Here is a 12,510-nt window from a genome sequence, read left to right on the forward strand (position 1 = left end):
CAGGATCAAACTCTCCATAAAAGGACTTTTGACGTCAGGTCCCTGCAACTGTTAACGTCAGCCGTAGGCTGATTGTTCAGTTGTCAGGGTTTCCGTGAGGAAATCCCGAGAGTCAAAATGTCCAACCTTATCAGAGAGCCATATGGCTCATTTCCTTGCTGGTTTGTCTCCCGAAAGCCGAAGCTCCCGATCGACGATTCCAATTACGCTCGATGTTCAGTTTTCAAGGAACAAGGTCTTTCTTGCAATCTCTTGCTTCATTCGTCTCTCTTCGCTGCCGTTCAGCGGCGACTTGAATAATATATCACGTTGGGCGGGTGAATGCAACTACTTTTTTAAATAAAAAAACGACCGGCCAACAATCCCGGGCCGGTCTGTCCATCACATCGAATATATCGCACAAATGTAAAGCTCTCTCTGCTTGCTTAAGTTCAAAATATCGCCGCCGATGCTGACCATGGGCCGAGTCGGATGGCTGCGGTCGGTAAAGACGATCTCCCCTACGCGGTTGTCGTTCAATTGGACAAGCATCCCGTTATGGAATTGCGTCGCCCGGTCGATAAACGTCTGCACGTAGACCGGCTCCAGCTTGCCGAATGACTCCGACTGCAATTCCTCCAGCACGAGATAGGGAGATTCCGCTTTACGATGATGGCGATGGGACGTCATCGCATGGTACATATCGGCGATCGCGACGATTTTGGCGTAGGGGTGTATCTTCTCTCCCTTTACCTTCATCGGATACCCGCTTCCATCTATTCGTTCATGATGCTGAAGCGCCGCCAGCGACACGCCTTGATTGAGCGAAGCGACGCCTTCCAGCAGTCTAAATCCGTAGACCGTGTGCTGACGCATCTCTTGGAGTTCCTCGGACGTAAGCCGTGATGGCTTGCGGAAAATGGCCGGATCGATCCTTACGTTGCCGATATCGTGAAGCAGTCCGGCCAAGGCTACAGCGGTCCAATCCTTCTCCGGCAATTTGCACCAACGCGCCAACTGATAGGAAGTCAAGGCGACCAGCACGCTCTGCACGATCCAGCGTTCGGTTCTCGCCTCGTCCGCGGGAGGCGAGAACATGAGCACGTTATAGTCGTCGATCGAATCCAGCAGCTTCCCCAGCTCCTGGCGAATCTCGAGGATGGGCAGCTTCTGTCCGGGCCCGGTCATCCCGAACGCCTGCTTAAGAAGGTGGGTCATTCGGAGAAACTGCCGATGCAAAGGAAGGAGCGCAGATTCCTGCACTCCCTCGGTACTCGTTTCTTCATTAGCGGACGTCTCCGGCAGACCGTTGCGGTGAATATCGACTTGCGGAACGAGGAACGCCTGAAGGATTTCCAAGTCGCGATGCGTGAGAATGCGCCCTTCTTGAAGCAGAAGACTGCCCAATGCCGTCTGTACATCGGCAGCCAATCGATCGCCAGCCTGAACTTGCGCGGTAGGCAGTATCGGCATCGCGCCTTTCCTCCCCTGGTTTAGCGGGGTGCTTTTAGCCCTCGCTTTGTCCGTCTTCCTCTTCCGTCAAATCCGAGTCTTCGCTGCTGGGCGCTCTGGCGACGGTCGCCACGAAGTCCTCTTCTTTGATATTGATCAGCTTGACGCCTTGGGTGATCCGTCCCATCGTGTTAATGCCCGACATGCTGGTTCGGATGAGCGTGCCGGACGAAGTCATGATCATCAGGTCCTCATCGTCGCGCACAACCTTGAGGCTGACGATGGGGCCGTTCTTGTCCGTCACGTTCAGCGTTTTGATTCCCTTGCCTCCGCGGGTTTGCGTCCGGTATTCGCCCATCGGCGTCCGTTTGCCGTAACCTTTGCTCGTCACGATCAGCACGTCGCGATCAGGGTCGACGACGTCCATGTCGATGACGCGGTCGCCGTCGTCCAGCTGAATGCCTTTGACGCCGGTAGCCGAACGTCCCATCGGGCGGACATCCTCTTCCGAGAAGCGAATCGACATCCCTTCGCCGGTGCCCATCACGATCTCCCGCTTGCCGTCGGTCAGTTTGACGCCGATCAGGTCGTCATCCTCGCGCAGGGAAATGGCGATGAGCCCGACCTTGCGGATGTTCGCATAGTCGTCGAGCGGCGTTTTCTTCACGATGCCCGCCCGAGTTGCGAAGAACAGGAACTGATTCGGCTCGAATGCCTCGACCGGAATCACCGCGTTGATCGTCTCGCCCTGTTCGATCTGGATCAGGTTGATGATCGGCGTTCCCCGCGCAGTCCGGCTCAAATCCGGGATCTCGTATGCCTTGAGGCGGAACACCCGTCCTTTGTTCGTGAAGAACAGCAGGTAATGGTGCGTGTTGGATACGAACAGATGCTCAATAAAATCGTCATCCTTCGTGTCCATGCCCACGACGCCGCGCCCGCCGCGCTTCTGACTCCGGTACGTGGATACGGGCAGCCGCTTGACATAGCCGGTGTGCGTCATCGTGATGACCACGTCGTCACGGGGGATCAGATCCTCGTCCATGATCTCGTCGTCGCTCGCGGTAATCTCCGTTCTGCGGTCGTCGCCGAACTTGAGCTTGATCTCCTCGAGCTCTTCGCTAATGATCTGCAGAACGAGCTGTTCGTCCGCCAGAATGGCCTTATATTCGGCGATCTTCTGAATGAGCTCGTTATATTCCTGCTCCAGCTTCTCGCGTTCCAATCCGGTGAGCCGGCGGAGACGCATATCCAGGATCGCCTGCGCCTGATCGAAAGAAAGAGCGAAGCGCTCCATCAATCCGTTGCGGGCTTCTTCGTCCGACTGCGAGGAGCGGATCAGCGCGATCACTTCGTCGAGATGATCGAGCGCGATGCGCAAGCCTTGCAGGATGTGTGCCCGCGCTTCCGCTTTCTTCAGGTCGTACTCGGTGCGCCGGCGGATAACCTCGATCTGGTGCTGGATATAATAATGCAGCACTTCCTTGAGATTCAGAATCCTCGGTTGCTTATTGACGATCGCCAGCATATTGATGCCGAACGTCGTCTGCATGGAGGTCTGTTTGTATAGATTGTTCAGCACGACATTGGGGTTCACGTCCCGCCTCAGTTCGATGACGATGCGCATGCCGTTCCGGTCGGATTCGTCCCGAAGATCGGTAATGCCGTCGATCTTCTTCTCCCGAACCAGCTCCGCGATCTTCTCGACGAGTCGAGCCTTGATGACCTGGTAAGGCAGCTCGTGAACGATAATCCGAGCCTTGTTGCCGCTCTCTTCGATCTCCGCGCGAGCCCGCATGGTCACCGAACCCCGGCCGGTCGTATACGCCTGCCGAATTCCTTCGCGACCGAGAATGTAGCCGGCCGTCGGCAGATCCGGTCCTTTGACATACTCCATCAGATCGTACGGAGTCAAATCCGGATCGCGAATGAGCGCCTGCACGCCGTCGATGACTTCCCGCAAGTTATGCGGCGGAATGTTGGTGGCCATCCCGACGGCGATCCCCGTCGTCCCGTTGACGAGCAAGTTCGGAAAACGCGAAGGCAGAACCTCCGGTTCCTGTTCCTCGCCGTCATAGTTCGGGATAAAGTTGACCGTCTCCTTGTTGATGTCTCGCAACAATTCCATGGCGATCTTGGACAATCTCGCTTCGGTATACCGCATGGCGGCTGCGAAGTCGCCGTCGATCGAACCGAAGTTGCCCTGCCCTTCGACCAGCATGTAGCGCATGGAGAAATCCTGCGCCATCCGTACCATTGCCTCGTAGATCGAAGAGTCGCCGTGGGGATGGTACTTACCCATGACTTCGCCGACGATCCGGGCGGATTTCTTAAACGGCTTGTCCGGCGCCATGCCGAGCTCCGACATGCCGTAAAGGATGCGGCGGTGAACCGGCTTCATCCCGTCCCGAACATCGGGCAACGCCCGACTGACGATCGTACTCATTGCGTAGCTCATGAACGATTCCCGCATTTCGAGACCGATGTCCCGATCGCGAATCGCTGAGCGTTGCTCTTCCGACATGAAGATCCTCCTTCAATGTTGCCGAACCTGCTGCCTGCTCAATCGACATGATCTGAATATGTTGCCTTCCGCTCCGCTCACCGCGGGGCGAAAACCGTCATACTGTAAGGTGGATGAATAATTCCATTATAGCATAATGCTGACGGGAAAGGGGGCGCGGACCCCGATGGCGATCCAACGCGTCCGCAGCAAAAAAGCGAAAACCGAGGCGCTGTTAGCCAACCCCAAGATGCGGGAACATATCCCGGAGACGACGACGATGCATCGCGATTCCGTCCGGGAGATGCTCGGGCGTTACGGGATGATTTATGTCAAACCCGTCAACGGCACGTTCGGCCAGGGCGTCATCCGCATCGAGAAAAATCAGCGGGCTCCTTATCCCTATCGATTCCAGGCCGGCGAACGAAAGTACCGGTTCGAGACATTCGAACGAATGTTCGAAGAGCTTCAAACCGTCAAACGCAAAAAGAACTATCTGGTCCAGCAAGGAATCGAGCTGTTGAAACACGACGGGCGCCGCTTCGACTTCCGGGTCATGGTACAGCGAAGCCCGCAGAACCGTTGGGAGTCGACCGGCATTATCGGCCGGCTGGCGAATCCCCGCAAGATCGTGACCAACTATCACAGCGGCGGCACGCCGATGCCTCCGGAAGACCTGCTGAGAGAGCATCTGGGCGGAACGCCAGCTCTTCATTCCTTCATGCAGAAGCTCCGGGGATTGGGTGAAGACGTTGCCAGAACGCTGGAGAGAAGATTCCCGCGACTGAAGGAGATCGGCGTGGATGTCGCGGTCGGCGAAGATTTGAAGCCCTGGATTCTGGAAGTGAATACCCTTCCCGACCCGTTCATCTTCCGCAAGCTGAGAGACCGCTCCGTATTCCGCCGGATTTATTCTTACGCCGTAGCGTACGGCCGCTTCTCCAGGAAGTGAAGCACCCCTGCCGGGAGGTAGCAAACGGCCATCCGCCCGCATCGCCCGGAATTGCCTCCGGCCGGTCCGGCCCTGCGGAAGTCTATTCCTAGCGTTGCCCTAGGCGGATGGCCCGATCGTGAATGGCTATACGTCCAGATCTTTGACGGAGGCCGCGTGCTGATGAATGAAATCGCGCCGGGGCTCGACGTTGTCCCCCATCAGCGTATCGAACATCAAGTCCGCCTTCATCCCGTCCTCGATTCGTACTTGGAGCATCGTTCGGCTCTCGGGATCCATCGTCGTCTCCCACAGCTGTTCCGCGTTCATCTCGCCCAAGCCTTTGTACCGGGAGACGTTCACTTTGACCCCTTCGCCGAATTCGGCGATGATCGCGTCACGCTCCGCTTCGGTCTGGGCGTAACGAATCGTCTTGCCGCGCTCGACCTTATAGAGCGGCGGCTGGGCAATGTAGACGTAACCTTCTTCGATCAGCTTGCGCATATAGCGATAGAAAAAGGTCAGCAGCAGCGTGCGGATGTGCGCGCCGTCGACGTCGGCATCGGTCATGATGACGATCTTGTGGTATCGCGCCTTCGAAATGTCGAAGTCCTCGCTGATCCCCGTGCCGAGCGCCGTAATGATCGCCCGAATCTCAAGGTTGGACAGAATTCGGTCCAAGCGCGCCTTCTCGACGTTGAGAATCTTGCCCCGGAGCGGCAGAATCGCCTGGAAGTGGCGATCGCGCCCGGACTTGGCCGAGCCTCCCGCCGAATCTCCCTCGACGATGAACAGCTCGCTGATCGACGCGTCTTTGGACGAGCAGTCTGCCAGCTTGCCGGGAAGCGAGCTTACCTCGAGCGCTCCCTTGCGGCGCGTCAATTCCCGCGCTTTCCTTGCCGCTTCGCGCGCCCGCGAAGCCTGAAGCGACTTGTCGACGACTTTGCGCGCGACGGCCGGGTTCTCGTTCATGAACTCGAGCAGCTTCTCCGCCAGCAGCGATTCGACGATGCCTCTGACCTCGCTGTTGCCGAGCTTCGTCTTCGTCTGGCCTTCGAACTGCGGATCGGGAATCTTGACCGAGATAATGGCGGTCAGTCCTTCGCGGACGTCGTCCCCCGTCAGGTTCGATTCGCTCTCCTTCATCAGGCCGGCTTTGCGGGCGTAGTCGTTGATTATGCGCGTCAACGCGCTCTTGAAGCCGGATTCGTGCGTTCCGCCTTCGTGCGTATGAATGTTATTGGCGAACGAATAAATGTTCTCGGTGTAGCTGTCGTTGTACTGCATCGCGATCTCGCATTGGATGTGGTCTTTCATGCCTTCTACGTAGATCGGCTGCTCGTGCAGCGGCTCGCGCGTCCGGTTCAGGAACTGGACGAATTCGATGATGCCGCCGTCGTATTTGAAATCATCGCTCTGTCCGGATCTCTCGTCGGTCAGCGTGATGCGGATTCCTTTGTTCAAAAAGGCCAGCTCGCGAATCCGGTCGGACAACGTATCGAAGTTGTACTCGGTCGTCTCGGTGAAGATCTCCGGATCGGGCTTGAACCAGGTTCTCACTCCCGTCTCGTCGGTATCTCCGATGATCTTGAGATCGTATTGCGGAACGCCGCGGCGGTATTCCTGCTGGTGAACGTGTCCGTCCCGTTTGACCTGCACGCTGACGTGCTCGGACAGCGCGTTCACGACCGAGACGCCGACGCCGTGCAAGCCGCCGGATACTTTATAGCCTTCGCCCCCGAACTTGCCGCCGGCATGAAGCACGGTCATGACAACTTCCAAGGTCGATCGCTTCATCTTCGGATGCTCGCCGACCGGGATGCCCCGCCCGTTATCGATGACGGTAATGCTGTTATCCACGTGAACGATGACGTCGATTTGGGTACAGTAGCCCGCGAGCGCCTCGTCTATGCTGTTGTCGACAACTTCCCAAACGAGGTGATGAAGCCCCTTGCCGCTCGTCGAACCGATGTACATCCCCGGCCTCTTGCGAACGGCTTCCAATCCTTCCAACACCTGAATCTGATTCTCGTCGTACGTATTCTGCTGCGAATTCACGGACAAACCCTCCACCGCCTTCTTTGCATTGACGCGCTTTCGCGAAAGGGACCGAATGCCCCGTCCGCAGGCCGCACCCTCCCGCTACAGATCGACAAGATGATGTGCCCTTTTCTTTAACGTGGATGAGGAAATGGGCGAATAATAGATACGTTCTTCCGTCACGACAATCGACTTGGAATCTTCCTCCCCGATCGTCTCCACTTCGCGATTCTTGCGCGCCTGTGCCACGAACTGCCGTGAAAGTTTGGAAGACTGCTCGATGGAAATATCGAATATCGCCACGATCTGCGATGTGCGGATGATCTTCTCCCCGCCGAGATGAATGTACATGACACGCCTCCCAAAACCTTATTGTCAGACCAGTACCGTTCCGTCTCTGACATGGTAGACGGCCGCATCTTTCAATCGGCTCATGTTCACGCTCTCCAGCCCGGTTGTCGTAATAAAGGTCTGGACCCGGCTCTGAAACGTCTCGATCAGCTGCGTCTGCCGCTGCTGATCAAGCTCCGACAGCACGTCGTCCAAGAGCAGCAGCGGGTATTCGCCGATCTCTTCCCGCATCAGCTCCAATTCCGCCAACTTCAAAGACAGAGCGGTCGTTCGCTGTTGACCCTGGGATCCGAACGATTGCACGTCCTTGCCGTTGATCGCGAAAGCAAGGTCGTCCCGATGCGGACCGACAAGCGTGGTTCCGCGTCGGAATTCCTGTTCTCTACCCTGTGTTAACTTTAACATAAATTGCTGGAATAAAGAAGATTGATCTTCCCATGCGGCGTCGGGGCCGCCGCCGAAGGAAGGCCGGTACTCTACCGTTAGACGTTCCGTTCCGGCCGTGATGCCCTCGTGGATTTTCTCGGCCCAGCGCTGCAGCTTTACAATAAAGTTTTGCCTTCTTTGCATCATTTTAACACCTGACGCCGTTAGCTGTTCGTCCCACACTTCCATCATTTCGCGGGACGCCCTGGAGTAGTCCGTCGCCTTCAGGTAGTTGTTGCGCTGCTGCATGATCCGCTGATACTGCTGCAGATCGAACAAATAGCCCGGATGCACCTGGCCGATCTCCATGTCCATGAATCGGCGGCGTATACCGGGCGAGCCTTTGACGATATCCAGATCTTCCGGCGCGAACAATACGACGTTGACCGTACCGACGAAACCGCTCAATTTGCGCTGCTCCAGCCCGTTTACCTTCGCTTTCTTGCCTTGCGGAGACAGGAGCAGTTCAACCGTCACCGGACCGACCTTGCGCTCCAATTCGGCCTTGAGCCGCGCGGAAGGCTGATTCCAGCCGATCAGCTCCTTATCCTTGGAAGTCCGGTGCGACTTCGTCAAAGCGAGCACGTGAATCGCCTCGAGCAGGTTCGTCTTGCCCTGCGCGTTCGGACCGATCAGAATGTTGACGCCTGCCCCGGTCGCCAGCTCCAGCTTCTCGTAATTCCGATAGCCGTGCAGCTCCAAGCTTTTCAACTGCATGTTCGGTTTTGTCCTTTCCCGCCGTTCAACGGGCCTTGACGACGATAACGCCCGTTCCTTCGACCTCGATCGTATCGCCGGGCACCAGCTTCCGGCCGCGCCGGTTCTCCGGCGTTCCGTTCACTTTGACGGCTTTCTCCTGAAGGAAAATCTTCACTTCGCCGCCGGAGCCGACGCAATCGGCCAGCTTCAGCACCTGGCCCAGCGTGATATAGGCTGTCGAAATCGCGACTTCTTTCACGACCTGCACCTCAGTTCGTCGTTCGATAGGGAAGAATGAGATGAAGACTGTCTTCCTGTTCGGGCTTGATGATGATCGGGCTCATCGCCCCCGTGAAGCCGATGAACAGTTTCTCGCTGTCCACGACCTTGAGAACGTCGAGCATATATTTCGAGTTGAAGGCGATGCGCAGCGGGTCCCCTTTCAATTCCGTTACCGTCAATTGTTCCTGAACCCGCCCCAACTCGGACGAACTCGAAGAAATCTCGATGCCGCCGGATTCGGTCGTCGACAGGCGAACGATGTTCGTTTTTTCCTCGCGGGAAAGCAGATAGGCGCGGTCGATCGCTTCGCTGAGCGCTTTTGTGCTCAAAATCAGTTCTGTCCGGAAGCTCGTCGGAATAATCCTAGTAGTGTCGGGAAATGTCCCGTCCAACATTCTCGTGTAGAACAGGACGTTGCCTAGCTTGAACAGCACTTGATTGTCCGCGACGACGATGTCGACCAGCTCGTCCTGGTCGGGAATGATCTTCGACAATTCGCCGAGCGTTTTGCCGGAGATGACGACGTTGGAGAACTTCAGCTCTTCGCCGACATCGGACCGGATGCTGCAGGTGGCGAGGCGGTGGCGGTCCGTTGCGACAAATTTGAAGACGCCGTCTTGAAGACTCCACAGCACGCCCGTCAGAATCGGCGTCGATTCGTTGGTCGTAACCGCGAAAACGGTCTGTCGAATCATGGACTTCAACTGATCGCCGGATATGGAAAAAACGCGATCTTCTTCCAGAATCGGAAGAATCGGGAATTCCTCGGGATCCAAGCCGACGAGCTGAATGTCGATCGCTCCCGACGTAATGGACGTCTGGAACCGTTCGCCGACTTCCAGAAGCACTTCTTCGTTCGGCAATTTTCGAATAATCTCTACGAAAAACTTGGCGGGAAGAACGACGCTTCCGCCGCGATGGACGGTTACGATCCGTCTGTCCTGCATTTCGGTAGGAATAAAGCTCTGGATCGAAATATCGGTGTCGCTTGCCGTCAAAGTAACGCCGTGTTCGACGGCGTCGATCTTGATCCCGCTAAGGATCGGGATGGTCGTACGGGCCGCTACGGCCTTGGACACGTGCTGGACCGCTTCGTTCAATTCGTTGCGCGATATCGTCAGTTTCACGGGCTCACCTCTTCATGTCGGCTTATGTAGCCTGTATATAAAAAGACAGTCGTAGCAGTAGGTGCGGTGAATATGTGGATAAGTCAAGAAAGACGCGAAAACGAAAGCCTATCCACATGTGCATTCTTTGTGCATAGGCTTCGCGGTATCCACGGGGATAACTTAGCGCGTTTCGACATCAGCCGAAGTTTTTGATTTTCTCCGTCAAATTCTGCACGATCTTGTGCAGCTCCTGGTCCGCTTTCAGCTGCTGGGTAATCTTCTCGTGGGCGTGAATGACGGTCGTATGGTCCCGTCCGCCGAACGCCTCGCCGATCTTCGGAAGCGAATAATCGGTCATCTCCCGCGACAAGTACATGGCCACCTGCCGGGGGAAAGCGACCGCCTTCGTACGTTTGCGCGCCTTGAAATCGTCCAGCTTCAAACCGTAAAACTCCCCGACCCGCTGCTGGATGTCCTGGATCGTGATGAGCCGGTTGCGGCCCGTCGGCAATATATCCTTCAACGCTTCCGCGGCCAGGTGGGTGGAGACGTCCTGGTTGGTGAGCGAGGAGTAAGCGACGATCCGAATGAGCGCGCCTTCCAGCTCCCGGATGTTGGAATCGATCATGTTGGCGATATAAACCATGGCCTCGTTCGGAATGTCGAGGTTCTCCGCTTTCGCCTTCTTGCGGAGAATCGCGATCCGCGTCTCCAGATCCGGAGGCTGGATATCGGTGATGAGGCCCCATTCGAACCGGGAGCGCAGCCTCTCTTCGAGCGTCGGGATCTCTTTGGGCGTGCGGTCGCTGGAGATGATGATCTGCTTGTGCTCTTCGTGCAGCGCGTTGAACGTGTGGAAAAACTCTTCCTGCGTCCCGTCCTTTCCGGCCAGGAACTGGATGTCGTCGATGAGCAGCACGTCGATGTTGCGGTACTTGTTCCGGAAGCTCTCGCCGCGGTTGTCGCGGATGGCGTTGATGAACTCGTTCGTGAACTTCTCGGAAGAGATGTACAGTACCTTCGTGTTCGGATTGTGCTCGAGAATGTAATGGCCGATCGCATGCATCAGATGCGTCTTGCCAAGTCCGACGCCGCCGTACAGGAACAGCGGATTGTACGCCTTGGCCGGCGCTTCGGCGACCGCGAGCGACGCGGCATGGGCGAACCGGTTGCCGGCGCCGATGACGAACGTGTCGAACGTGTATTTCGGATTGAGCATATGGCTGATGCTCTCTTCGGGCTGGACGGGCTTCGCGGCCGGAATTTGCGGCACGGGAGCGGGAGGCTCCGCGGCGCGGGCCTCTTCGATCGCGAATTTGACTTCGACCGTCCTTCCCAAATAATCGGATAGCGCAGATGACACCAGCTTCGTATATCGGCTCTCCAGCCATTCGGCGGCAAACGTCGTGGGAGCGGTTACAACGACCGTTTCTTCGTTTAGGAAAGAAGCCTTGGTCGCTTTGAACCAGGTATCGTAACTAGGTTTGCTCAATTTGGTTTGGATGACCGACAAAACCTGCTGCCATATCTCGCTGCTGCGGCTGTCCATCTGAAGTCACTCCTTTAACCCATCAGGCGGACCAGGGCGGCGGAATTGTCGAATGTAGGCAGCCAATGACTTATCCACATCATTCCCTGAATTCTTTAAGGGATTGTCCAGAAGAAGGGGATGTTGTTCACAAAGTTATACACAGCCTGTTAATAAAAAACGTCCGTTTGGAGGATATCCACTGCGAAATATCGAACTAATCATAGCAGAACAACCCGCGCAATTCAACGGATTCGCCCTTGTTATCCACAAATTCAATAACTTGTGGACGCCTTCTGTGCACAACACTAGATATTGTTGATAAATTGTGAGACAATTCGACAAATACCCTGAATAACCGGAATTGACGGCAAGAATTATTCACATGTGCATAAAACGAAAAATATTGGATATCTGTGTCTAAAGCTGTTCACATTGACTTTGGAAGCCATTTGTGCTTTAATATGAAGACCTGAGTTTTTAACGGTTAGGGGGTATTGAACGGTGGGTCCTACATTTAAACCGAATGTAAGCAAGCGGAAGAAGGTACACGGATTCCGCAGCCGGATGAGCTCGAAGAACGGACGCAAAGTTCTGAAGGCTCGCCGCCAAAAAGGACGCAAAGTACTGTCCGCTTAAGGATAAGAGACCACGCCAGGTGGTCTTTTTTCTTTATTTGCGGTCCATAATAGAAGCAGATCGGCCTTCGAGGTTTCGAAGGAGCCGGAGGACGGTGGAAGATGCAGAGGAAGCTGCGCCTTCGAAACAGAGAGGACTTTGGCAGAATCTATCGGCACGGCCGCTCGTTCGCGAATTCGCAGTTTGTCGTATACTGGCGGCACGAGACCCGGACCGAGAGGTTTCGTCTCGGCATTTCGGCCAGCAGCAAGCTGGGAGGAGCGGTCGTACGGAACCGGTTGCGGAGGATGATCAAGGAGATCGTCCGTCTGAATGCGGACAAGCTGAACGACGGACTCGACCTGATCCTGATCGTGCGCAAGCCGGCGCTTGTTCTTCCTTATAAAGAGATGGAGGGAAGCGTGCTCCACGTTCTGCGCAAAGCGGGCCTGCTCAAAGGGTCGAAACCGGCGGAGAGGACGGGCTTCCGCAAGGGGCCGCAAACCGGCCGGAAAAGCCGCGGCCAGAGCCGATAGGGCGCTTTCCATCAACTTCACAATTATGGTATAGTTGTGATGGACAAGAGGTCGCT

General features: G+C 56.0%; 10 protein-coding genes and 1 pseudogene. 3 read left to right on the plus strand and 8 right to left on the minus strand.

From position 1 onward, the window contains the following. Nucleotides 1–381 precede the first annotated feature (381 nt). The gene (locus tag H7C18_RS12310; RefSeq protein WP_185129371.1) at nt 382–1,452 is read right to left on the minus strand and encodes an HD-GYP domain-containing protein; all 1,071 of its coding nucleotides are present in this window, start codon (nt 1,450–1,452) and stop codon (nt 382–384) included. 34 nt (nt 1,453–1,486) lie between these two features. Then, nucleotides 1,487–3,955: a DNA gyrase subunit A gene (gyrA, locus tag H7C18_RS12315; protein ID WP_185129372.1), complete on the minus strand. Its 2,469-nt coding sequence runs from the start codon at nt 3,953–3,955 to the stop codon at nt 1,487–1,489. Between the two features lie 166 nt (nt 3,956–4,121). On the opposite strand from gyrA, the gene H7C18_RS12320 reads away from it, so the two are divergent. Then, entirely contained in the window at nt 4,122–4,886 is a 765-nt protein-coding gene (locus H7C18_RS12320) for a YheC/YheD family protein (RefSeq protein ID WP_185129373.1), read from the plus strand. A 126-nt stretch (nt 4,887–5,012) separates the two neighbouring features. On the opposite strand, the gene gyrB is transcribed toward H7C18_RS12320, so the two are convergent. The 6 genes from gyrB to dnaA form a co-directional block, all read right to left on the minus strand. After that, complete coding sequence (gene gyrB / locus H7C18_RS12325; protein WP_420481855.1) at nt 5,013–6,923, minus strand: DNA topoisomerase (ATP-hydrolyzing) subunit B; 1,911 nt, start codon at nt 6,921–6,923, stop codon at nt 5,013–5,015. A gap of 84 nt (nt 6,924–7,007) precedes the next feature. Beyond that, the gene (gene remB, locus H7C18_RS12330) at nt 7,008–7,256 is read right to left on the minus strand and encodes an extracellular matrix regulator RemB (protein WP_185129375.1); all 249 of its coding nucleotides are present in this window, start codon (nt 7,254–7,256) and stop codon (nt 7,008–7,010) included. Nucleotides 7,257–7,280: 24 nt separating this feature from the next. After that, a complete protein-coding gene (gene recF / locus H7C18_RS12335) occupies nt 7,281–8,399 on the minus strand; it encodes a DNA replication/repair protein RecF (protein WP_185129376.1) in 1,119 nt (372 codons plus the stop codon). Between the two features lie 25 nt (nt 8,400–8,424). Then, complete coding sequence (gene yaaA / locus H7C18_RS12340) at nt 8,425–8,640, minus strand: S4 domain-containing protein YaaA (RefSeq protein ID WP_185129377.1); 216 nt, start codon at nt 8,638–8,640, stop codon at nt 8,425–8,427. 10 nt (nt 8,641–8,650) lie between these two features. Beyond that, entirely contained in the window at nt 8,651–9,790 is a 1,140-nt protein-coding gene (gene dnaN / locus H7C18_RS12345) for a DNA polymerase III subunit beta (RefSeq protein ID WP_185129378.1), read from the minus strand. A gap of 178 nt (nt 9,791–9,968) precedes the next feature. Beyond that, complete coding sequence (gene dnaA / locus H7C18_RS12350; RefSeq protein WP_185129379.1) at nt 9,969–11,321, minus strand: chromosomal replication initiator protein DnaA; 1,353 nt, start codon at nt 11,319–11,321, stop codon at nt 9,969–9,971. Nucleotides 11,322–11,804: 483 nt separating this feature from the next. Between dnaA and rpmH the strand changes: the two genes are divergently transcribed. Next, nucleotides 11,805–11,939 carry a 50S ribosomal protein L34 gene (gene rpmH / locus H7C18_RS12355; protein WP_126956000.1) on the plus strand — a complete coding sequence of 45 codons (135 nt, stop codon included), beginning with the start codon at nt 11,805–11,807 and terminating at the stop codon, nt 11,937–11,939. Between the two features lie 101 nt (nt 11,940–12,040). Continuing rightward, nucleotides 12,041–12,385: pseudogene (rnpA, locus tag H7C18_RS12360) on the plus strand (ribonuclease P protein component); the annotation flags it as partial. Nucleotides 12,386–12,510: the final 125 nt, after the last annotated feature.

Source organism: Cohnella zeiphila (genome assembly GCF_014212055.1).
In the GTDB taxonomy this organism is placed as follows: domain Bacteria; phylum Bacillota; class Bacilli; order Paenibacillales; family Paenibacillaceae; genus Cohnella; species Cohnella zeiphila.

Bases quoted from the DNA above. Each gene is read 5' to 3' on its own strand.
- H7C18_RS12310 (WP_185129371.1), bottom strand. From the start codon at position 1,452: ATGCCGATACTGCCTACCGCGCAAGTTCAGGCTGGCGATCGATTGGCT.
- gyrA (WP_185129372.1), bottom strand. From the start codon at position 3,955: ATGTCGGAAGAGCAACGCTCAGCGATTCGCGATCGGGACATCGGTCTC.
- H7C18_RS12320 (WP_185129373.1), top strand. From the start codon at position 4,122: ATGGCGATCCAACGCGTCCGCAGCAAAAAAGCGAAAACCGAGGCGCTG.
- remB (WP_185129375.1), bottom strand. From the start codon at position 7,256: ATGTACATTCATCTCGGCGGGGAGAAGATCATCCGCACATCGCAGATC.
- recF (WP_185129376.1), bottom strand. From the start codon at position 8,399: ATGCAGTTGAAAAGCTTGGAGCTGCACGGCTATCGGAATTACGAGAAG.
- dnaA (WP_185129379.1), bottom strand. From the start codon at position 11,321: ATGGACAGCCGCAGCAGCGAGATATGGCAGCAGGTTTTGTCGGTCATC.